Here is a 22,325-nt window from a genome sequence, read left to right as displayed (position 1 = left end):
TTCTTAACTTTTGCACAGACAAATTTATTCCTGTCCTTACCAACAAAATGAAGCAATGATGACATAAAAATTTTATCCAGTTTAAGATTCTTAGCATGCGTCGACACACCCAGTTGCTATAGTTATCTATAAAAGAACAAGGAAATGCTCTTATGCAAAAAAATAATGTCTATATCGGAACTTCAGGCTGGAGTTACGCAGGATGGATAGGACGATTTTATCCAGAAAAAATCAAACCCGACTCTCTATTACCTACCTATGCCGAGACATTTGATTCAGTAGAATTAAATAATAGCTTTTATCAAATTCCTAAAGAAAAAAATATAAAAAAATGGGTACATTTAACGCCATCTCCTTTTATTTTTGCTTGTAAAGCCAATCGCTACATCACACATACTAAAAAATTACAAGATACTGAAGAGAGTGTAGTGCGATTGCTTCATGCTTTTAGTTATTTTGAGGAAAAGTTAGGGCCAATTTTATTTCAATTTCCGCCCTATTGGTCTTTGGATTTATCCTGTTTAGAGAATTTTATCAAAAATTTACCTTCAAATTATCTTTATACCTTTGAATTTCGCCATAAAAGCTGGTTTTGTGAGCCCCTTTATGAGTTACTGCACAGACATCAAATGACTCTTTGTTTCTATGACTTTAAAACTTATCAGTCACCGGAAATTGTAACTGGTAAATTTATCTATATTCGCATGCATGGACCACATAAAGAAGCGTATTATGGTTCTTACGATGAAGATGTTCTAGCAAACTATGCACAGAAGATTCGCCATTGGCAACAAGCGAATAAAGCTGTTTATTGTTATTTTGATAATGATGAAAAAGGTTGCGCTCCGAATGATGCACAGCGACTTAAACACTTGATTGACCACTCAAAGGAAAATTAATTATCCTATTGCTTCAATGCCTGATAATCTTCTTAAGGCTAGACAGATTATTCCATCATCAAATTGGAAAGGATTTACTCATGAAGAACAGGATGCTCTGTAGTGTTATATTAAGTTTACTCTGGACTCCGCTATCAGGGCAAATAGACAAGACAACTCTAAACAAACCCTTTCCTTTAACTCCACAACAGCAGGAAAATTTTACCTGTAGTTCTAAACTAACCACTGAAACTGCAGACGTTGATACCGCGTATATTTTAGACTGGATTACCCGGGCAGCAATACACTCCTTTCATTTCACACCTGAATTGATCGACGCTCAACTGCAGCAATTACAAGGCTGTTATACGCCGCAGGGATGGAATGAGCTCCATAAGGCGCTTTACAAATCAGGTAATATTGAACGAATTAAAACGCAACATCTAACTGTCTCCAGTGAACTGGACGGGCCAGCTCAACTTATTGAAGCCAAAGAAGATCTATGGAAAATAACTTTACCCTTACGAGTGATTTATCAAAATGATCAGCAAAGAATTACCCAATTTTTAAATGTATATTTTACAGTCGGTCGCAAACTAAGGGGCGAGCCAGGCATCATGCAAATGATTGCCATACCACATGCGATGCCCTCTTTTCAAAAAGCAGGCTCGATGAAAGAAATAGGCCAGGGCCTTTATATTATAATTTATGAAAAAAATGCCGAAATTCACCATGCTTTACAAGAAAAATTGCTCACACCCTTTTTTTCCTCTCTATTTCCAGCCCCGACCAGAATGATTACCACTTCTACTGAGACAAAAGAGAGAGCCATTTTGGCCCAATCACCACCTGATAGTTTAAAAGCAGCCTCACCCCATCTTTTCCTGTCAGCTGAAAATTTACAAAAAGACCTCGCCAAAATGCTAATTGCCCGCCCCAGTAAAATCATTACTAAAGCCATTAAAATTGATCCAACCCTCTTTTTGTACTGGTTAAATAAAACAATTATTCAGCCCTCTATCTTAAGCACCTCACAAAAATTGCAAAACTGGCATGCCCAAATGACCCTAAGAAACAGAACTTCAGAACCCAACCGAGAGCAAAAATTGATTTTCAGCAACGTCGTTAAAGAGGTGCTTAAGCGCAGTGAGCGGGAAGGCACACACTGGAATATTCATTTTCCCTTAAATGTGGCTTATCAAAATAATAAAGGGAATATTACTCCGTTGGTTACTATCGATCTGACACTGGGATTTAAAATCAGCAGTACTCTTACTATGCCTATCAAACCTAAATTCAGCAGCGACTTTTTACCTTCCCAAATAGCCTCAATACCTTCATCGACCCATTCATTGACTCAAACACAGTTAATCACTCAGTCCCAGAACACTGCAAGCATCGATTGCAATTATCGAATCCCTGCTGAAGTAACTCATATTGACAAGTCCATCCTTTTAAACTGGGCAGAAAAAGCTGCCCTTCAATCTTTTAACTTTAATGCGGCAACCATTGAAACGGAGTTGTTTAAATTACAATCTTGTTATACAGAAAGCGGCTGGACTGAATTTAAAACTGCTCTGGATAAGTCAGGCAATATCGAAGCAATTAAAGCATTTCATATAACGATGAACAGTCGCCTCAATGGAAAAATTGAACTTATCGAAACCCAGGATAACCAATGGGAAATTAAATTACCTTTAATGGTGAATTGGCAAAGTGATAAAGAAGAAATGACGCAATTATTGACTGTCGATTTAACCGTAGGCAGGAAGAATAATGGCGACCTTGGAATTATGCAAATTATCGCAACTATCGCCGGCTCTACCTCGTTTAAACCCTATAAAATACTTGGTCCTAATCCTAGACAATTTGCTAAACACTTAATCGCTTTAAGCGATTAAATTATTCATGACTTATTATTCGCCTTTTTCTCTGCGTTTGATAAAGATGAACTACGATCGCAGAAATATAGTACTTTATCTCTTGGTTTTAATTTTCAATGAAAAAGATCTAATTATGCTATCTTTAAGGTAGTAATCCTACAAGGAGAGTATGGTGAAAAATTTTGACGTTATCATCATTGGCACAGGTCAAGCAGGCCCCTCACTTGCTGTTCGCCTGGCACAACATGGAATGACCGTCGCCATCGTTGAAAGACACAAATTTGGCGGTAGTTGTGTTAATACCGGCTGTATTCCTACCAAAACCTTAGTGGCCAGTGCCGAAGTTGCGCATCAAGCTCAACGTGCCGGTGAGTTTGGTATTGAAATTAACGGCTCGATTAAAACAGACATGAAAAAAGTCAAGGCACGTAAAGACGCGATTGTTAATAAGGCCACTCATGGTGTCGAAGAATGGTTAAAAAACACTCCCAATGTTACCGTCTATGAAGGACATGCACGGTTTATTGACAACCAAACTATTACAGTTAATGAGGAAAAATTATCGGCAGAAAAAATTTTTATTAATGTCGGTGCACGTGCATTTGTACCTCCGATGGAAGGGCTTAAAGAAATTGATTTTTTAACGAACTCTTCAATTCTGGAGTTAGATTATGTCCCGGAACATTTAATTGTTGTAGGTGGTAGCTACATTGGACTTGAGTTTGCGCAGGCTTTTCGACGTTTTGGAGCCAAAGTGACTGTCATTGAAAAAGCCCCTCGTCTTATTGCACGCGAAGATCCCGATGTTTGCGACACAGTACTTGAAATTATGCAACATTCAAACATTGATGTTCGGCTTAACACCAATTGCTTATCTTTTTCATCCTCCGGTAATGAAATCACTGCCCATTTAGGTTGTGAGAGCAACAAAAACCTCATTACAGGATCTCATGTATTAATGGCAATTGGGCGTAAACCCAATACAGAAGACCTAGGATTAGAAAATACGGACATTCAAATTGATCAACGCGGTATAATCGTAGTGGACGATGAATTAGCGACTACTGTCCCAAACGTGTGGGCTTTGGGCGAATGCAATGGTCGTGGAGCCTTTACCCATACGGCTTACAATGATTATCAAATTGCTGCCGACAATTTACTTAATGGTACAAAGCGAAAAGTAACCGACAGAATTATGGCCTATGCGCTTTATATCGATCCTCCCTTGGGCAGATGCGGGTTAACAGAGGCAGAAATACGTGCCAAAGGCTATAAAGCGCTGGTAGCCAAACGTCCTATGACGCAAGTTAAAAGAGCTGTCATTAAAGGTGAGTCCACAGGATTTATTAAAATTTTGATTGATGCAGAGACGCAAAAAATACTTGGTGCAGCCATACTTGGGGTCAATGCAGATGAAATTATTCATTCAATTTTGGATGTCATGTATGCTGAAAAAGCCTACACTTTAATTCGTGACGCAGTCCATATTCACCCCACGGTTTCCGAGTTAATTCCAACAACTTTGGAAAAGTTAACACCTTTGGAGTAAATCTCAATATCCTCGTTACGGCAAATGAAGAATCTCTAATTATCCATTAACCTTCGCGGGAAAAAATAACATATGCTCTGGCTTCACAATGGTTGCTAAATGTTCCAGTACAGTATTTATCTTTTCAGGAGAGTCAAAAAATTCAACAATTAATGGTAAAGAAAAGGACAGATCTAGAAGTGAAGCAGTATGAGCTCCTGTTTCACCACAGCCGCTAATTGCTCTAAAAATACTCAATCCACAAATTTTTATTTCTTTTCGCAGATAATTAAGAACGGTTGTCAATGTTTCATCACCTTCTACCGTATAAATCCGCACAACCGTTACATCAACCATTTTCATCACAGCTCCAGTCAGTTAATTTCATTTCCATCGAGATAAGCTATCAGAAATAGAGTAATCTTTTTCAATAGAAATGAACACCTCTTAGCTTCTGACAATGGTTATAGTATGGGAACCAGGCTGGGTTCAAGACTTTCGTAATTTAATAATTCCTCTATAAAGGCCATATTTCCTTCTTTTTTTATAATGTCCCAAACATGGAATGATTCAGAGGTATTAAGTTCATTTTTTATCAATGTCTCTATTTCATTAATACGCCCTTGAGCTTCATAGGCATACTTCATAATTGCCATGGGGAAAAGACGATTTTTTACTATATCAGTTTCTGACTTGTATTTGTTAAGTAACTTACTGAGTGAATTCAATTGAGGGTAATTTTCCTCAAGGTAGCGAAACAATGCCAGGCGACAGGTTGTAAATACAAAGAAGGCTTCTGTTCTTTGAAATTCTCCCGGTAAACGAAGCTGTCTTCTTACATTATTCACGAAAGGATAACTCATTGGTAATCTTTCAGGGTTCAGCAGCACGGAGACTGTTAACTCTTGTCGCGCGAATTTTTTATGTAGAAGTTTTACGGTTTCCATTAGTAGGGGTGAGCCCTTCTTTTGCCAAATTTCCGTCAGTTTTGGTATAAGGGTATGATTTAAATTCTCTATCATTGAGGGTGTAATAGGACTTTTACTCTCTTTATCCAAATCTTTCGCATGTTCAAAAAAAAGGCTGGGTATATTTTCCGACAGGCCAATAGATTGCGGGCTAGTTACCGTCTTAGACGTTTGGAATGTGAGTAGCTCTTGAATAAATTTTTGACAAGCTTTGTCCCCTTTAATCACCAAAGCCCAGGCACGTTGCATATTTGCATCGTCGATTGAATTCACAAGTAACTCAATCATCTCACTGCCATAGGTTAACTGATAAACCGAGTACATCAGGGCAACAAGCGCAAGATTTTCTTTAACTGTATCAGCTTCCTCTTTAAATATATTTACTAAAGAATTCTGTTGGGTTATTTCGTTAAAATACTCATCCAGGTAATGGATAAGTAATACTCGGTAAATCTCATAGACAAACAAATCCATCGACTTTTGATTTTTTTCTTGCAAATAAGGGGAGGCTGCTATGACAAAGGGTTGGCTCATAGAGTGTCTTTGTGGATTTAACATCAAAGAGGCTGTCAGCTCATGACGAGAAAAATTCTTTCCCAGAAGTCTGATAGTATTTTTTAAGAGAGGCTCACCCTTAGTCTTCCACGCTTGTGCAAATTCAGGGAGTTTATCCATTAACCTCTTTTTCATGTCTTCTGAGACAGGAGGATTACTTTCCCAATCAAGTACAATACTCGTTTCAAAAAAAAGATTGGGAATGGTTATTTCTGTTGTTGTTTCATTGAAGAATTTTACTGAGTACATGTTATTTTCCTTAATTACCTCTTGTTTCCAAGGGGTTCCTTTTTTAATTTCAGCCAGTGTAATAAAGATCAATTAGGGTGGATATGGGTAAAATTACCTATTCCATCACTACAACAGTGGTTAGTTAATAGGATAATTTTACTGCTATGACAGTAAAATATTTATATTTTATACATCACGATGACGCCAGATGAGATTGCAGAATTTTGCGCTACTGCCGTAAACAAAGTGGCTTAACCCAGAAAGAACTAGCACTCTACGCAGGTGTTGGTAAGACTGTAATTTATGATATTGAAATAGATTAATCCGATTAGGTCTTATTTCTCATTCATAAATACCAGGTTTTTTTCTTAAGATTTTTAATTCACCTTGCTTGGTTTTTTTATCCAAAATTTTTTGCTTGACTCGTCTTGATCGCCTCTTTTTTTGGCGCTTTATTTTTTCTAATTCTTGTTGTTTTTTTGATTTTTCCTCACTAAATATGGCATGCAATTTGTCACAAAGTCTCATTCTTGCAAAATAGCGGTTGTCTTCACGACTTCTTGAATCCTGGCATTTTATTTCAATACTGGAAGGAATATGTTTTAAATAAACCGTGGAAGCAGTTTTATGCAATTTCTGTCCGCCTTTACCGCTACCCACGATAAATTTTTCAATCAGATCCGCTTCATTAATGCCAATTTTGCTCATCGATATTGCTAATTTATCCCATTTCTCTTTATTAATCATGTGCTGATCCTATAATCTTTACTAAAATCTAAAATATACAATTAATCAAAGGAATGATAATTATGTCAGCAGAACAATTAACCCTTCTCGAAGCCTTTCAAAACCATGTTGATGCAGAGCTTCGAAAAGATTTGGATGCTACCTTAGCGACAATGTCTGCAAATCCTCATCTTAACAATATTCCAACCACAATTGGGGGAATAGGTCTGGAGGGGGTTCGTAGCTTCTACAGTAAATTCATTCTGTCAGGAAAATTCTTCCCTCCCGATACTGAAATGGTCCCTATTTCACGAACTATTGACCAACATCAACTAGTGGATGAAATTATTTTTAAATGTACTCACACCACCGAAATTGGCTGGATGCTACCTGAAATTGCCCCCACAGGAAAACGAATTGAAATTCCTTTGGTTGTGATTGTAGGGTTTTCCGATGGCAAAGTTAACCATGAACACATCTATTGGGATCAGGCAAGTGTCCTTGTCCAGATAGGTTTATTAAATCCAGCAGGCTTACCTGTTAAGGGCATAGAAACTGCGGAAAAAATGGAGGTTATAAGACAAGAGATGCTCACTGAAAACAATTCCTAGTCTTTGTCATAATATCTGGTTACAGAGCAAGGAGAAGTGAAACTAACCATTAGAGCTTTCTAAAAAATAAGAGTTGCAATTCCTTAAAATCTGAAGAAATAATAAAGTTATTCCGAGTCATTATTGCCAACATGTTTTCGTCGCACTTTGACACGTTATAGGTAATAGAACTCAATGCTCCTTACTTACACTTTCAAAAGAACTTGCCATGGACGAGAAAGAAAACGAAACACTGGAAGAAGACATTTTAGAAGGGATAAAAGAGAACGTTCGCCCCCTTCTTCTGCCAATCGATAAACTTACAAAAAAAGCATCTCGATACCCAGAGCTAAGCAGCACGATTGAACTTCTAATGCAAGCAGAACAGCAAATACAGCAGGCTTTGCATACTAAAAAAGTGGATTATTGGCGGCCCGCGATATTCCTCTTGGAGAAATTTTTTCCTTACTAAAAGATTGTTACAGTGGCAAAATAAATGATCATTTGCAAAGTATTTTAGAGAATGCCGAAGTCGAATTAACAGTAAAAAAACGTGATCCTGGTGATCCTCAAAGTCCCAAACAATTAGAAATAAAGATAGAGCTTGCTGCGGCAGTCATTGATAAATATGCAGGTTTGTTAGCAATGGTAATTGGAAAAAAATCCAAAAGTAAAGAAGAACAAACAATAATTAACAATGCATCTAAGACCATAGATACTTCAGCTAAAAAATTACGACGCCTCAACTTAATGCATGGTATCAACCAACTTGAACAAGAAATTTACCAGTGCATTGAAGAGCATAAAAATAGTCATTGTCTTCCCTTTTTTTGCACAGGTAAGACGATTAGCCAATACAACTCATTAGCAGCCTTTATGAGCAATCTTTTTTCTGATCCTTTATCAGCCCATGAGCTGGCCGGCGGTCTTTACGTTGCTCATTTAAAGGTAAAAAAATTAACAGACACTACTGCTCAACGCCGTTTAGCGGCGGCTATCAATCAGGTTCTCAAAAACAATGGTTACCCAGTCGAAGAGAAAGAGACGGAAAAATTTATCCAACTTTACCAGGCACGTATAGAACAATTAAATAGTGTCTTAAATGTGTAATGAGTTTGGCATCAATCATTTATTTATGATTATTCTCAACGTAGGAGAAGCCCAATAAATGGTTTGCTTTTCATTAAGATTTTTGTAAGGCAGCAATAAATTCTTTTTCTTGTTAAAGTGCCAAAACTCACCACAATACCTTCCATCCCTTCGCGTTGAAATAGTTGTTATTACCTGTCCATCTTGATCAGTAAATTGTTTACAATAGTTTACATCAGCCTCTGAAGGTATTTTAAAAGGTGAATTTACCAATGCTACTTCACCGTCTTTATTAAAAGAAAATATTATCCTATCAAGAAAGGCATAAAGGTTATAACTGAAGCTATAAATGAATGCGGAGAACAAAAGTACAATAATTGTTGTTTTTATTTTCGGCAGTCTAACCTTCCTTGCAGTTAAAATTTTATAAAATAATAGCCATGCAATGATTAATCCTACTACGTAAATTAATTTTGTCATTTTCTACCTACGCATCAGCGTTATTATATGAAATCCTTTCGATAGGATATAATAAACTACCATCGTTTGACTGAACCTGGTACTGTTTATTTTATTTCGATGAAAAGGCAACTGAAAATTATGTGTAAATTTTAACTCGCATCAGAAAGTCATTTATTCTATCCAAAATATAATAGGAATTCCTCCATTAGATTTTATGTCCAAACATGCTAGAGTCCATTAAATTAGCCTTAACTCAAGAGCGTGTCATTGATTTAACCAAAGCCGAGCGTATTGCAGAAGGCGGAACTCATATACTCTATCGATTCCCAGAGGCGCCTTTTGTTATCAAATTAATGAAACAAAACCTTAAACCCGAAGCGCTTGAAGCATTAGAACAAAAATATGCTGCTTTATACGATTGTTTTGACAAAGATGGAAAATCACGCTGTATTCGAGAGCTGCATTTTACTCATCAGGTGCTACTTCCTGGAAAAGATGCCCACGATGCAGCCCTCTCCATTGTCCCCTATGAAAAATGCTTCAACTCTAAAGTAAAATTTGATTTTAAAATAGAACCCGCAGAATTAGACCCTTACCTAATGAGGCACAATCAGGAATTGTTTGCGAGTTTTACTAAAATTCTTATTGGTCAAAAAGGTGCTGAACCTACTATAAACCTTAATGATTATGCAATCATTGATGTAAGGATAGGTGCCATTTTGCAACGTTTGGAAGAGGACCCACCGCTTAGGACTGTAATGGGTGAATTCCTTAACCATTACCGTGATTTTTACCAAAGGACTAACCTTATCCTGGATGCTATGGGATTTGAAAATGTTCTATTTTTCAAAGACGAAAAAGAGGAGTGGCAATTTAAAATCGGCAGTGCCATTAAGCATGATACCGGTAAATACACTCAGCAATTATTTGCTAATTTACATGCGGGCAAAGAAGTAGATTTGACTAATTTTGTTAATTTTACCCACGCCTATTTTTCGCCAGCAAACATTAGGGCGGTTAATGCATGTGCAATGAAACTTGATTTAGAAGCAGTTATTGATGATATAACAATCGATGCAAAGGATTTATTTACACTATCCCAAGAATTACCACTTGCAGAACGAATGCTCTCCTATGCACGGCATGGTGATTTTCAAAAAATGGATAAAATACTTCAGACACATAAGAATGAGCTTAACTTTAATCTTAGAGATTTTTGGGCTTATCCCCTAATAGCAGATGAATATATCAAACATGGACAGCCACCAAGAGCACTTAAAAATTATTTAGATATTGTAAGTCGCCTACCTGTTGTTTTACCTGACAATAACGATGATGCAAAACGTATACAAAATGCCCAACTAGCCATTATAGACCGAAAAAAATTTCATGATAAAAAAATCATCCTCAATAATGAACTTAGGACTTTTTTTCCTCATTCCAAATTTAATTTTTGGTCATCAATGAAGCAACAACCTCTACAAAATGAAACAGTGACTGATGAAAATAGAATTTTACCTTCGACAGATAATTAACTATAGAGTTTTGAATTATTATTATGAAAGTCATTCAGATAAACTTGTTGCAACCAACGGTGACTGCACCATATCACAGCAAGCAGATAAGGGATAGCTCCTGCCACCCACATGATGAGACCAGCTAATTGTTGATTTTGGAGCGAAGAATTCTTTCCGTATAAGGGAATATGCGCAAAAGTAAATAAAGCACCCAGCAAACCGGTGTGCATCAAAGTAAAAAGCAAGGCTAGAAAAGCCTTTGCTGCTGTGGTTTTTGTGCAGCGAAGTACAGACCACCAAAATAAACCTGCTGTGATAATAAAACACGCATGCTCAATTACATGCCACCAGGGATTTTCCAAGGCCAGTAAATAAAGCCTGGGGGCATGCCAGAACCAAATGACAGCGCCATGCAGTAGAGCAGCCAGCATGGGATATTGCACAATGTTAAGTAAGGGAAAAACTAGTCTCATAGAAAAACGTCCTATCACCCTGGAAAATTGAGGTAAAGGTTGAGCTAATACCCATAGCGGAGCGATAACAGTCATCATGAGCATGTGCTGTGTCATGTGCGCTGCTGCATTAGTTTCTGCCCATTCATCTAAAGACCCAAAAATTGTCATCCCCACAGTAAAGATAGTCAATTGGAAGAGAAACCATCTTTTGAAACCTGGCCATATTTTCCAACACCCAATGCAGTAGACTATCCAAATTAACAATAACAAGAGCGCGCTTAAGAGGATGGGCCATTGCGACTGCTTACTGATTGAAACAAAGGGATCGTGGGCAAATGCCATTGAGGAAATAAGCATCATCAATGAAAATAAGCTTTTCCTTCGTTTCATTTTTTATCCTTTTCATATTTATCTTATAAACAGGGAGGAAAAAATAATACCATCATACCTATACTGAATGTTGCAATCACAGCGGTGACATATCCTCCAAAACTAACCCACAAAATAAAGGCAGTAACAGCAGAATTTTTTGCCGCATAAGTCTTACACTTTTTCCAACCATGATAAGCAAGATAAATTAAAATAATAAGCGTTATCCATGTACAACAAAAAAGTATTAAATTGATCCCGTTCAGCCTTAAAAGTGAAATTGGGGCCACTTCACAGCCAATAGACAACAAGCTATACATTAAAATAAACCATACACTCCAGATAGCTAATCCAAGAAACATTTGCACAGGATGTAAAAAAAAACTCATTTATGCTCCCAAAGAAAGAGGAAACAAAACTATAGAAACAAATATTATCCAAAATGTAACCAAGGTATATAGCCACCATTGTTCAACTACAATAGGCTCATAGAGGGCTCTCTCCCCAATATAACCGTAGGCCACACGCAGCGCTAATATTGTTGTCATTATCACGGATAAAGCACTATGAATGATTTGATACAAGAACAGAATGGTTAAAACAGCATCATGGGAGGTTTGCGTTGGGTGAAGATTAGCAAATAACAATACCCCCAGAGTTATTCCCGTCTGGAGTAGCCCAAGCAAACTGATCCCCCAAAGATTAATTTGTAGAAATCTGATGTTGTGGTGACGTACGCGTTGAGTCACTCGATAAAACCAAATGGTGGCAAATGTTAAAATCAACCCCCCTAAGAAGAATAATGATCGGGAAAATTGAACTGTTTCAGGAGCTTGCCATTGTGGTGCCACAGTCCATAAATAATACCATCCAAACAAAAGTGACATAAATAAGGCAGCATTGGCAAGTAAACTAATTCCCATACCCCATAAACCAGGCCCGTCGAAAGTACGCGAGTGTAAAGGAGGATCCCCTGGCATTACCTTCGCATCTGGAGCGGCTTTAGGGTGAGCACCATTTTCCCACGCCCAGCGTAATAAAACAGCCAATAAAACTAACAGAGCAATGCCAGCCAAAGTATAGGTTTTTACAAGCAGAGTTAGGCAAATAATTGCCAATAAAACAGAAGCAATAAAAGGAAGCCAGGTATTCCCCGGGAGATGAATGACTTCCTTTACTCTGCCTGTTACAGGTTCCGTTCCCAAAGTTTCTCTCCGTCCATGAGTAGCCACGGATAAAGCATATTTTCCCTCGGCAATATGTTGTTGTAGATTTGGCTTCTCCCATAAAGGATGTCTGCTCGAGCACTCAGGTAAACTGATAAAGTTATAAGGGGTGGGAGGCATGTCTGTAGCCCATTCCAGCGTGTCAGCCTTCCAGGGATTATCAGGGGACAGGCGTCCAAAGCGAAAATGGATAATAATATCCAGTAACACCATTGCAATACCCGCCGCAAATAGAAAGGAACCTATGGATGAAATTAAATTTAACCCGTTCCAACCCAAACCTGCTTCATACGTGTACACACGCCTTGGCATGCCGAGCAAACCAGTCCAGTGCATTCCTAAAAAAGTGATGTTAAATCCAGCAAAGGTTAACCAAAACCCCCATTTTGCAAGGCGTTCAGAGGGCATTCGGCCTGAAAAATGGGGCATCCAATAATAAAGTGCAGCAACCAGAGGGAAAAACATACTACCGATGACCACATAATGAAGATGTGCAACTACAAAATGCGTATCATGTACCTGCCAATCAAAAGGAACCAACGCCAGCATCACTCCTGTTAAACCACCAATAACAAATGTTACTAAAAAGCCGCTGATCCAAAGCATGGGCACATGAAATACAGGACGTCCTGTCAACAAGGTTGCTAGCCATGCAAATAATTGAATTCCGGTAGGGATAGCAACTAGCATACTGGCCATGGAAAAAAAGGCTTGGGCTAACTTAGGTATTCCCACAGTAAACATGTGATGAACCCAAACGCCGAAACTAATAAATCCCATCATAATTACTGCAAGAACAATCCATCGATAACCTACCATCGCACGTCGGGCAAAAACAGGTATAATCGTTGAAACAATGCCGGCAGCAGGAAGAAAAATGATGTAAACTTCCGGATGACCAAACAACCAAAACAAGTGTTGCCAGAGAATAGGATCACCACCGCGATGGGTATCAAAAAATGGCAAGCCCACTGCCCTCTCCACTTCGAGCAAGATACTTCCAAGAATTAAAGGTGGAAATCCAAACACAATCATCAATGCCATGACTAAAATAGTCCAACAATAGAGTGGCATTTGATGCAATGCCATCTTTGAAGTGCGAGTTCTAATGATAGATACAACCAGTTCAATTCCCGTAACCATTGCGGAAATTTCCACAAACGTAACCCCTAAAAGCCAGAAATCAGTATTTATTCCGGGCGAATAAAAAGCATTGGTCAAAGGGGGATATATAAACCAGCCAGTATTTGGAGCAATATTTAATAGAAGACTACTAGTTAAAATAATCCCACCGAACAAAAAGCAGAAATACCCAAGGGCACTCACGCGAGGAAAGACAAGATCCCTTGCACCTATCATTTTGGGTACGAGATAAATTGCTATTCCTTCCATCATGGGAACAGCAAACAAAAACATCATCATCGTACCATGCATGGTAAATAATTGATTGTAAATCTCAGGCGAAACAAGCTGCTGTTCGGGTAAGGCAAGCTGTGTTCTTATTATCATTGCCAGCAAGCCGCCTATGATAAAAAAAACCCCAGCAGTTATCATAAAACGAATGCCAATTGTTGTATGGTTGACAATGGTCAATGCTCTCCATCCCGGCGGATTACCCCATACTGCATTTAAACTTTCATGTTTAGTCTTTATATCTTTCATTATTTTTCTACATTAATTAGTTAAAACAGCGTTATTTTTTGCAGGAGGAATAAAATGAATTTGTTGCTTTTTTTGTTCCTCCTGAATCCAGGTTTTAAATCCCTCCGGCTCATAAACCTTAACCGCCAGGCTCATTTGTGAATGCCATTTACCACAGAATTCTGCACACTGACCACGCATATACCCTGTTTTCATTGGTTGGAGACGTAATTTATTAATATATCCCGGAATCGCATCAATTTTGCCGTTTAGACGAGGGATCCAGAATGAGTGAATAACATCCTGACTTGTAACAACAACATCGACCGGTTGTTTAGCTGGTAAATGTAATTCATTGAGTAATGTAATGCCTGCGTCAGGATAACGAATTTCCCAAAACCACTGATGCCCGATTACCTCAACTCGTAACGCGTTGGGTTCCGGGTGTGGCAGTATGCGATTACCAATCGGTATAGCAAAAAATAAAATAATAAAAATGGTAACGGAGGGCAATAAAATCCCACCACCAATGATTAAAGACAAGCTTATTAGCCTTGTATGTTTTTGCTCTGTGGCCCTTTCACGAGGCCTAAGTGCATAAAGCCATAATAATAAAATCGCAAAAAATACCAGACTGAAAAATGAAAACATTCCCCACCAAAGCTTTGAAATAGAGAAGGCAGCTTCACTAGCAGGATTCACGATAGATTGAGAACCGGAGCACCCGTTTAATCCTAAAAAGATGATTATTAGAACAAGCCCTGTTAAGCTCTTAACCATAATTTTCTTTTTATTTAAATGATCATGGCTATTAAAAAAATTCGAGAACCTATTATCAGTCGTATGTCTGTTGCTGGTCATCCTATACATCCTATGTTAATCCATTTTCCAGTTGCAGCATTACTTGGATTGATCGCTACTGACAGCGCTTATATCTATACCCAGGATTTTTTCTGGGCACGTGCAGGTTACTGGCTGGTATTGACTGGAGTTATTGGAGGAGTCATTTCCGGTCTGATTGGGTTGATTGATTTGCTTATAGTTACTCGGATTCGTCGTTTGGTTACTGCCTGGTGTCATGCAATTTTTGCAGTCACTATGCTTTCTGTTGCAGCCCTTAATTATTTGCTGCGCATACCCGATCCAGCTACCTATATTTTCCCTGCAGGCATTTATCTTTCTTTTTTGACTGCTTTGCTGATTTTTCTTACCAGTGTAATGGGAGGACAATTGGTGTATGAGTATGGTGTTGGTGTGGAAATACCTCAGTGAGAAATTGTAGTCATGAGGTAATCTATACAAGATACTTGTCATAGTAATTTACCTATAGGAGGTTTGGCCAGAACAATCCAAAAAATCGCAATGATTAACAGGATGGAAATATTGCCGCAGAGAATCCCAAAAAGCTTCATCTTTTCCGGCGACACAGTCCCTATTTTTAAAACCATCCAACCAGCTAAAGCATGACAAATTACCAAACCAGCAACTAGTGTCAACTTAACAATTAACCATAGCGCGATAATTTTCATCGTTATGAATAATAGTGTTCCCGATATGATGGCAATTAAGGCGGCGGGCGTAAGCACAAGCGTAAATAGAAAATGAGGTAGATTTATATTGGGTAACACGACCTCATGTTTACCCAAAGAAGCATCGGTGATAAAAGCCAACAAATAGAGCAATGTGCCACACCAACAGAGTATGGCTGAAATATGTAGTAACAACAACCAATTCATATAGCTTCCTTATACTTCCTAAAATCCTTTGCTATAAGACAGTAACGCCTCATAAAGCTTCTAACAGAATATTTGTCAAACAATATCCAGAGGAAATAAGTAATTTAAACTTTGATAAAAGAAAGGAAAGCTTAATACCTGACCCAGTCGCCAGTGTGAAATAAGTTTCCCTTTATTGAATGTCTTTTCTTCATAATAAACCTGCTATTTGAGCTAAGCGATATCAAAATGATAAGCAATAGAAGCAACAAACTCATTTAAGAAAAGATGATTCGTTTCAAAAGGTGTTATAGTCGCCGCATCGCTAGATACCACATCATAGAAGACATTTCTTGTGCGCAGTTTACCTGCATCAACAAAGCGATAGCCAAGACCAATACTGAGCTTATCATTAAAAAAGTAATCAGCCCCAACCCCAGCATCCCAAGCAAAACTAGTTACTGAATCACCAGGAATACGAGTATCATAAGTGATTGGATTGCCTGAAAATGTATGCTGTACATTTCTTAAAGTGCTCATTTCATCATAAGCCAGGCCAATCCCTCCTTTGACATAGGGCACAAAGCCACCCCAGTTTACTGCAGGCCTCAGAAACAGATCAAATAGAAAAGTCTGAATGTTAATATCTCCGAGTGTTTCATAACGATCTTCAAGATAGTAATTTGGATCGGTAGCATCAACACCATAGCTGGCGTGGAGGTAATAATCATAACCACTACGATAATCCCAGGTAAACTGGAAGGCAATATTAGGATTATATTGATACCCAACAAATAAACCGCCAAAACCACCAATACCCAAGTCACGACTCCAGTCAGAATTGCTTGGCGCAAGAATACGAAAAGTTTCTGCTCCATCAAGTCTGGGCTGAAAATCAGTATCTAAAGAAATAGATGCCCCACCCTCAACACCTATATAAAATTTTGTGGGAAGAGAGGTTATATCTCCCATTGTTCCAGCCGTAGAAAAACCATTACCACAGCAAAGAAGAATTACAGCAATAGCTTTTAATTTCATACTACCCGATCTCCCTGTCATGCCATTTGCGCTACTATTGAAAACTAAATAAGGAAGCAATCAACTTAACAGGTACTCTGTCACCATGCAATAATTATGGCGGCATTTCTGCATCTATCAAACCTTCTCGTTGAAATCACTGTTTTATGGATGCGCTTAATTGCTCTCACTGAAGATTAAAATTTGAAACAAGGGAAAGCAATAATTGCTTTAATTGGACTTCTTGTCTAGCGCTCAATAATACGCGCTTTTGGCTTTTAACTTGTATTGTTCTATAGTTTGTATAGGCAATTGTTCTTCAAGTGATTTCCAACAACATTGCCTTTTGCCAAATCTGCCATTTAACATCACAGAAAGGAGATCTGATGCCATACCATAAGATTAGTGAACTACCCGATAGCGTAAAGGATAATCTACCAAAACATGCGCAGGAAATTTATAAAGAAGCTTATAATAGTGCCTGGGAGCAATATGATGAGCCAGATGAAAGGCAAGAGGGTCGTAGTAGAGAAGAGACATCGCATGCGGTAGCCTGGAGCGCAGTTAAGAATGAATATAAAAAGAACGATGACGGGAAATGGGTAAAGAAAGAAAACTAATGTTGTATACGCAGCCGAAGCTGTTTCTATTTCAATCCTCTGACAATGACCACGAAGCAGGGTAAACTGTTGATGTATTTTACTGCATAAGTAATTAAGAAGAAGGCAGGAGATCAGATGGAAAATTACCAGCGGCTGATCTGGGCAGATGTACTTCGTATTGTTTCCATTTTTGCCGTTATTCTGATTCATAGCGCCGCACCATTTCTCGTTCGTTACAATCAATTAGACGAAAGCACCTGGTGGATCGGCAATGTTTATGATTCCCTGTCACGATGGTGCGTGCCAGTCTTTATTATGGTGAGTGGTTCATTGGTGCTCGGCAAATCCGAGGATTCCTTTCTGTGGTTCTTCACCCAGCGCCTGCGCAAGGTGCTCGTACCTCTTTTGATCTGGAGTGGTATTTACTTGGGATGGGAGACTTACTCCGACGGCCATGCGCTAGAATGGACAAATCTTTTTCCACGGGTTTTCGTTAAGCCGGTCTATTACCATTTGTGGTTTTTGTATGTGATTCTCGGGTTATATGTTCTGGTGCCGGTTTTAAGGCTCGGTCTGAATCATTTTTCTACCCGTGCCACCTGGTTAATAGTTGGTCTATGGGTTGCACTGAGCTTTGTGCCACCAGCTGTGGCCTATTTTGCAGCGATTGATCTCTGGCAAGTCAATCTGAATAATTGGACGGGAATAGCAAAGTCTACCATTGCATTGTCAGGTTATTTTGTGCTTGGGTTTCTTTTGCAAGATGTGCGGTTGACACCGCGATATACGGTACTGGCGTGCGCGCTGTTTCTCATCGGCTTCGGTGTGACCGCTTGGGGTACATACAGGTTGACGCTTCAGCATCAAGGCGAATTTCAGGGGATTTTTTATGAATATTTCAGTTTTAATGTATTGCTAATGTCTGCAACGGTGTTTTTGGTAACCAAAAGTCTTGCTGCTGGCACATATGGGGGAATCACTAGAAAGGAACGAATTTTGCAAGAAATGAGTGCCGATGTGCTGGGTATTTATTTAATTCATGCGATGGTATTGGAGGCATTAAGGGATGGTATGCTCGGCTGGCAGTTTGAGCCCTTACAAGTGCATGCGGCGCTGGGTATTCCGCTTTTTGCCGCGCTGATTTTTTTCCTCTCTTTTAGCGCAATCTGGGTGCTCAGACGGATTCCACTTGTCAGACCGATCGCCCCCTAAGATGTATTAGTCATAATTTACAAGCGCAAGAAAGTCAGAAGCATGCAAAGGAGACTGTTTTGATCAATTATTTAAAACCAACAATGGTCTTTCTGGGGATCTTTAGCGCATTTTTTACCTGCAATTCAGCTGAGAGCGATGGTCTATCGGTAAAATTGGTCGAGAGTTATACCACCTTTATGAAACTGGCCAAATCCCCTTTGGCTAACATGTCAAAAGCCGAGGCGTGGAAAAAAGCAGCGCCTCAGGTGCAGTCGGTTATGATCAAATCCTCGGCAGACGGCAGTCTGCAACCGAGCCTGTTCTACGATTCCGGTTCGCACCACAAAAAACCGCTATTGCTGGTACTGCATAGTTGGAGCGCAGATTATATCCAACCTTTTAGTATTCCCTACGGCATCTGGGCCATTGAGAACGATTGGGTGTTTATTCATCCCAATTTTAGAGGTGATTTTGACAATCCTGACGCCGGAGCTTCTGAACTGGCCATACAGGATGTGCTAGATGCTCTCGAATACGCCAAAAAAAATGCGCGGGTGGACGAGAACCGAGTGTATTTGGCAGGATTTTCCGGCGGCGGAATGATGACTCTCAATATGGTAGGCCGATACCCACAATTATGGACAGCTGCTGTGGCTTGGGTGCCAGTTTATGATCTCGTGGCCTGGTATGAGACTACGCGACATGCCACCCATGACTACTCACGCGATATTGAACGCTGCTGCGGCGGCGCACCGCTACCTGGAACTCCAGCCGCGCTGGAGTGTGCGAAAAGAAGCCCCAAAACCTATCTTGCAAATGCCCGGGGCAAAGGCGTTCAGGTGTATATTGCCACAGGCATCAAAGATAGATTCGTGCCGCCGGATCATTCACTACGTGCCTTCAACGCTCTGGCAGATGAAGGCGATCGATTCACTGAAGTAGAAATAGCGGAAATCGTCGATCAGTATAAAATCCCCGACCGAATGGCTGGCGATTATTATGACAGCCTATATGCGGCAGCTGGAATAAAGCTGCTGCTGGAAAAAACTTCGAATGGGGTAACACTTAAGATTTTCGAAGGAACTCATGATGTGGTTTACAATGCCGGGCTCTTGTGGCTGAGCCAACAAAGTCGCTAGAGCAGCAGTTAAAAATAATTTCATTTCTGCTAAAATGGTTGAAATACTCCAGGTCAAACCATGGTAGAAGCGATAAACAGCCCCCTCAAACAACTTAAGAAGACAATTGCCACTGTGCATGGTGAAGCGGGAAAACGATGGTGGCATCACCTACCTAAGTTTCTTAACAGTTTAGCCTCTACACATGGGCTTACTTTATTACCTCCCTTCGAGCATTTAAGTTTTAACTATGTGCTTCCTGTTTTGGGTTCCCAAGGTGAAGAGTGGGTATTAAAAGTAAGCCTACCTCATCATGAGTTTTCAATGGAAATTGACGCATTAAAACAGTTTAATGGCAAAGGCTCCGCGCGTTTAATTGATGCGAATCCTGATGAAGGATGGATGATAATGGAACGACTGTTACCAGGAACACGATTGGTAGATCTCATTGATGAACAACAAGCCATTCCGATTGCTGTGTCTGTAATGCAACGTTTATGGTCTCCAATTACAGAACCTCACCGCTTTATCTCATTAGAACAATGGTTAAGAAACTTGGCGCGACTTAATACTCAGGAAGCATTACAACGACTGATTAAAAAGCCCTTACGAGATTTTGTTGTTGGTCGAACAAAAGAGCTGTTATCAAGTCAGGGAGAGCAAGTGTTATTGCATGGTGACCTTCACCATTACAATATCCTACAACACCATTCGGAATGGCGTGCGATAGATCCTAAAGGTATTCTAGGTGAAAGAGAATTTGAGATAGGCGCATTTTTGAGGAATCCATTCTGCGTTCTTGAAGATCCTCTTGAAACAAAAGAATTAGCACGTAACCTTGATTGGGTGATTGAACTCACTGCCTTTGACCGAGAAAGAGTATTAAGCTGGTGTATCATTCAAGCTGCCTTATGTATTTGCTGGTACTTCGAGGATAATATGTTAGAAAAAGCCCATCAGCTCGTGGCTTATCTTGAGCGATTGTACTCCTTACTATAGGTGATTATGATTAACTCCATTACTCCCCCTTCAGCCTATTACACAAACCAGGTATCGTGCAGGTTTAGGCTAAATAATCTTAGAAAGCAGTTAATATTTATTTAAGTTTCCCTAATTATAATAATAACAAGGTAAAAAAATGAATCTTAAGTATGGGAAAAGAAGTTTTAAAAGAAATTGGAAAGGAAAAAATTTTATCCCAATCTACTAATCGGGAAGAGTTGCCTTCTTACTACAAGGTCACTATTTTAAAGGAAAATGCAGAAAAATATCGTCAGCAATTCTTAAATTTCATGGCTGCAAAGAGGGAGCATGAGCAACTACAACAGGCTTTGCATCATTCTTCTAAATTGTTCGCTCTTGATCAACAAAAAACTGTAAAATTTGATCAAGAAGGAATCTGCTTTGAAGTGCAGTTGAATAAAAGCCTCTATAAAACCTTAAATAATTTTGTAATGAAATATGATGGGTTATGTGAGCTTATCTCCAATTACGTCATAATGGAAGATTTACTCGGTAAATCTGAAGAAACTCTAGATCTAAACAAGACCTCTTTTAAGCTGAGAGAAAGATTGGATGGGTTTATTGAATTGCAGCAAATCAAGAGCTCGAATAGTAATTTTTTGCAAGAAAAAATCGGTTTATTTGCAATAAATCAGAAAAAAATCAAGGTTAGCCACATCCTTCACGTTGCTACTTTTTTTGAAAAATTGAAAGCTTATTTTTTTAATAAATATCCGTTCTCACTCTTTCCCAGCAACAACATTCAAAATAATGATAAAACAGCCAATGTAGAGGTATTAACTGAGAAATTAAATTCTCTTGAAAATGGTACTTATATTAAATTTTGTGTTTTCAGTAAGGGATTTTTAAGTTTCACCGGTCATTCTATGGTTATTAAGAAAACGGGAGATAATGATTTCTCTTTCTTCGATCCTAATTGTGGTGAAAAGAAACACCTGACTATCGACAAACTTGCCGCAAAAATTAATGAAGCAATGAAAACTTATGAGGGAACAAATATGGCTTTCATGGATGGGGCACAATATATTGCACGTTTGCAAGCAGAACATACTGAACTGTTTATCACTCAAACAAAATCTCAAGTTAACCCATAATTACACTCGCGAAACCTGGAGGTCATCTCTCCAGGTCACAAAAATTTCTGAAGAATTAGCCTACGCTTGGCCTTCATTCACTGCCACGATGAACAGACCCCAGCATCTATAAAGGGATCAGGACCTAATCAACATAACGCAATAATGTATCCTGGACCAAATATTAAGAGACAATAATATACTCTTTAATTCTTAAAGCCGCCCATTTTATGACCTATTTTATTCTCCATCCCTTATAAAGGCCCTCCATTTATTTAGACATTTTAGCGCGGCATTTCATTTCACCAGAAACTGTTAAAAACAACGCTTATTGGACTTTAAATAACACCAAAAGATATAAGTTAAATCACATAGCTCAATATTAATTGCAAATGACATAAATTAATACTATCTGGTCTACAATAAAATAAAAGAAACAATAATCTTTCTAACTAAACCTCACTG

Annotated in this window: 24 protein-coding genes; 14 read left to right on the top strand and 10 right to left on the bottom strand. The window is 38.9% G+C overall.

Annotated elements, in window-relative coordinates:
- The first annotated feature begins 152 nt into the window (after positions 1–152).
- The 3 genes from clem_RS03120 (at position 153) to clem_RS03110 (ending at position 4,310) form a co-directional block, all read left to right on the top strand.
- A complete protein-coding gene (locus clem_RS03120; protein WP_094090277.1) occupies positions 153–899 on the top strand; it encodes a DUF72 domain-containing protein in 747 nt (248 codons plus the stop codon).
- A gap of 80 nt (positions 900–979) precedes the next feature.
- Positions 980–2,779: a DotI/IcmL family type IV secretion protein gene (locus tag clem_RS03115; protein ID WP_094090276.1), complete on the top strand. Its 1,800-nt coding sequence runs from the start codon at positions 980–982 to the stop codon at positions 2,777–2,779.
- Positions 2,780–2,930: 151 nt separating this feature from the next.
- The gene (locus tag clem_RS03110) at positions 2,931–4,310 is read left to right on the top strand and encodes an FAD-containing oxidoreductase (RefSeq protein WP_094090275.1); all 1,380 of its coding nucleotides are present in this window, start codon (positions 2,931–2,933) and stop codon (positions 4,308–4,310) included.
- 39 nt (positions 4,311–4,349) lie between these two features.
- Here the strand turns inward: clem_RS03110 and clem_RS03105 are convergent, their stop codons facing one another.
- Both clem_RS03105 and clem_RS03100 read right to left on the bottom strand, forming a co-directional pair.
- Positions 4,350–4,652 (bottom strand): DUF190 domain-containing protein, encoded by a 303-nt coding sequence (locus clem_RS03105; protein WP_094090274.1) that lies wholly within the window; start codon positions 4,650–4,652, stop codon positions 4,350–4,352.
- A gap of 101 nt (positions 4,653–4,753) precedes the next feature.
- A complete protein-coding gene (locus tag clem_RS03100; protein WP_157698164.1) occupies positions 4,754–6,061 on the bottom strand; it encodes a hypothetical protein in 1,308 nt (435 codons plus the stop codon).
- 206 nt (positions 6,062–6,267) lie between these two features.
- Between clem_RS03100 and clem_RS03095 the strand changes: the two genes are divergently transcribed.
- Entirely contained in the window at positions 6,268–6,366 is a 99-nt protein-coding gene (locus tag clem_RS03095; RefSeq protein ID WP_232505541.1) for a helix-turn-helix domain-containing protein, read from the top strand.
- 19 nt (positions 6,367–6,385) lie between these two features.
- On the opposite strand, the gene clem_RS03090 is transcribed toward clem_RS03095, so the two are convergent.
- A complete protein-coding gene (locus tag clem_RS03090; RefSeq protein ID WP_094090271.1) occupies positions 6,386–6,790 on the bottom strand; it encodes a peptide chain release factor family protein in 405 nt (134 codons plus the stop codon).
- 62 nt (positions 6,791–6,852) lie between these two features.
- Here clem_RS03090 and clem_RS03085 point away from each other — a divergent pair, with 62 nt between their 5' ends.
- The 3 genes from clem_RS03085 to clem_RS03075 all read left to right on the top strand — a co-directional run bounded on the left by clem_RS03085 (position 6,853) and on the right by clem_RS03075 (position 8,469).
- Positions 6,853–7,380, top strand: coding sequence for an ester cyclase (locus clem_RS03085; protein WP_232505540.1), 528 nt, complete (start codon positions 6,853–6,855; stop codon positions 7,378–7,380).
- A 208-nt stretch (positions 7,381–7,588) separates the two neighbouring features.
- Positions 7,589–7,831: a hypothetical protein gene (locus tag clem_RS03080; protein ID WP_094090269.1), complete on the top strand. Its 243-nt coding sequence runs from the start codon at positions 7,589–7,591 to the stop codon at positions 7,829–7,831.
- Positions 7,786–8,469 (top strand): hypothetical protein, encoded by a 684-nt coding sequence (locus clem_RS03075; RefSeq protein ID WP_094090268.1) that lies wholly within the window; start codon positions 7,786–7,788, stop codon positions 8,467–8,469. Before clem_RS03080 ends, clem_RS03075 begins: the two co-directional genes overlap by 46 nt.
- Positions 8,470–8,484: 15 nt before the next feature.
- On the opposite strand, the gene clem_RS03070 is transcribed toward clem_RS03075, so the two are convergent.
- On the bottom strand, positions 8,485–8,928 hold the full coding sequence (locus clem_RS03070; protein ID WP_094090267.1) for a hypothetical protein: 444 nt from the start codon (positions 8,926–8,928) through the stop codon (positions 8,485–8,487).
- 206 nt (positions 8,929–9,134) lie between these two features.
- On the opposite strand from clem_RS03070, the gene clem_RS03065 reads away from it, so the two are divergent.
- A complete protein-coding gene (locus tag clem_RS03065) occupies positions 9,135–10,445 on the top strand; it encodes a hypothetical protein (protein WP_232505539.1) in 1,311 nt (436 codons plus the stop codon).
- Here the strand turns inward: clem_RS03065 and clem_RS03060 are convergent.
- Genes clem_RS03060 through coxB form a run of 4 tightly spaced genes read right to left on the bottom strand, consistent with a single transcriptional unit; the run spans position 10,442 to position 14,898 of the window.
- On the bottom strand, positions 10,442–11,272 hold the full coding sequence (locus tag clem_RS03060) for a cytochrome c oxidase assembly protein (RefSeq protein WP_094090266.1): 831 nt from the start codon (positions 11,270–11,272) through the stop codon (positions 10,442–10,444). The genes clem_RS03065 and clem_RS03060 overlap by 4 nt on opposite strands.
- A gap of 23 nt (positions 11,273–11,295) precedes the next feature.
- On the bottom strand, positions 11,296–11,640 hold the full coding sequence (locus clem_RS03055; RefSeq protein ID WP_094090265.1) for a hypothetical protein: 345 nt from the start codon (positions 11,638–11,640) through the stop codon (positions 11,296–11,298).
- Complete coding sequence (ctaD, locus tag clem_RS03050; RefSeq protein ID WP_094090264.1) at positions 11,641–14,139, bottom strand: cytochrome c oxidase subunit I; 2,499 nt, start codon at positions 14,137–14,139, stop codon at positions 11,641–11,643. It lies immediately after the preceding gene.
- A 12-nt stretch (positions 14,140–14,151) separates the two neighbouring features.
- Positions 14,152–14,898 (bottom strand): cytochrome c oxidase subunit II, encoded by a 747-nt coding sequence (coxB, locus tag clem_RS03045; RefSeq protein WP_157698162.1) that lies wholly within the window; start codon positions 14,896–14,898, stop codon positions 14,152–14,154.
- A gap of 24 nt (positions 14,899–14,922) precedes the next feature.
- Here coxB and clem_RS03040 point away from each other — a divergent pair, with 24 nt between their 5' ends.
- Positions 14,923–15,390: a DUF2231 domain-containing protein gene (locus tag clem_RS03040; protein WP_094090262.1), complete on the top strand. Its 468-nt coding sequence runs from the start codon at positions 14,923–14,925 to the stop codon at positions 15,388–15,390.
- A gap of 38 nt (positions 15,391–15,428) precedes the next feature.
- On the opposite strand, the gene clem_RS03035 is transcribed toward clem_RS03040, so the two are convergent.
- The gene (locus tag clem_RS03035) at positions 15,429–15,854 is read right to left on the bottom strand and encodes a CopD family protein (protein WP_094090261.1); all 426 of its coding nucleotides are present in this window, start codon (positions 15,852–15,854) and stop codon (positions 15,429–15,431) included.
- 213 nt (positions 15,855–16,067) lie between these two features.
- Positions 16,068–16,871, bottom strand: a complete 804-nt coding sequence (locus clem_RS03030) for an outer membrane protein (RefSeq protein WP_094090260.1) — start codon at positions 16,869–16,871, stop codon at positions 16,068–16,070.
- Positions 16,872–17,236: 365 nt separating this feature from the next.
- Between clem_RS03030 and clem_RS03025 the strand changes: the two genes are divergently transcribed.
- The 5 genes from clem_RS03025 (at position 17,237) to clem_RS03005 (ending at position 21,881) form a co-directional block, all read left to right on the top strand.
- The gene (locus clem_RS03025) at positions 17,237–17,470 is read left to right on the top strand and encodes a ChaB family protein (protein ID WP_094090259.1); all 234 of its coding nucleotides are present in this window, start codon (positions 17,237–17,239) and stop codon (positions 17,468–17,470) included.
- A 117-nt stretch (positions 17,471–17,587) separates the two neighbouring features.
- Positions 17,588–18,664: an acyltransferase gene (locus clem_RS03020; RefSeq protein WP_094090258.1), complete on the top strand. Its 1,077-nt coding sequence runs from the start codon at positions 17,588–17,590 to the stop codon at positions 18,662–18,664.
- A gap of 59 nt (positions 18,665–18,723) precedes the next feature.
- Positions 18,724–19,785, top strand: a complete 1,062-nt coding sequence (locus clem_RS03015; protein ID WP_094090257.1) for an alpha/beta hydrolase family protein — start codon at positions 18,724–18,726, stop codon at positions 19,783–19,785.
- 60 nt (positions 19,786–19,845) lie between these two features.
- Positions 19,846–20,763 (top strand): aminoglycoside phosphotransferase family protein, encoded by a 918-nt coding sequence (locus clem_RS03010; RefSeq protein ID WP_094090256.1) that lies wholly within the window; start codon positions 19,846–19,848, stop codon positions 20,761–20,763.
- A 152-nt stretch (positions 20,764–20,915) separates the two neighbouring features.
- Complete coding sequence (locus tag clem_RS03005) at positions 20,916–21,881, top strand: hypothetical protein (RefSeq protein WP_094090255.1); 966 nt, start codon at positions 20,916–20,918, stop codon at positions 21,879–21,881.
- Positions 21,882–22,325 lie beyond the last annotated feature (444 nt).

The organism is Legionella clemsonensis (assembly GCF_002240035.1).
Lineage (GTDB): Bacteria > Pseudomonadota > Gammaproteobacteria > Legionellales > Legionellaceae > Tatlockia > Tatlockia clemsonensis.
This window is presented reverse-complemented; position numbering and strand designations above follow the sequence as displayed.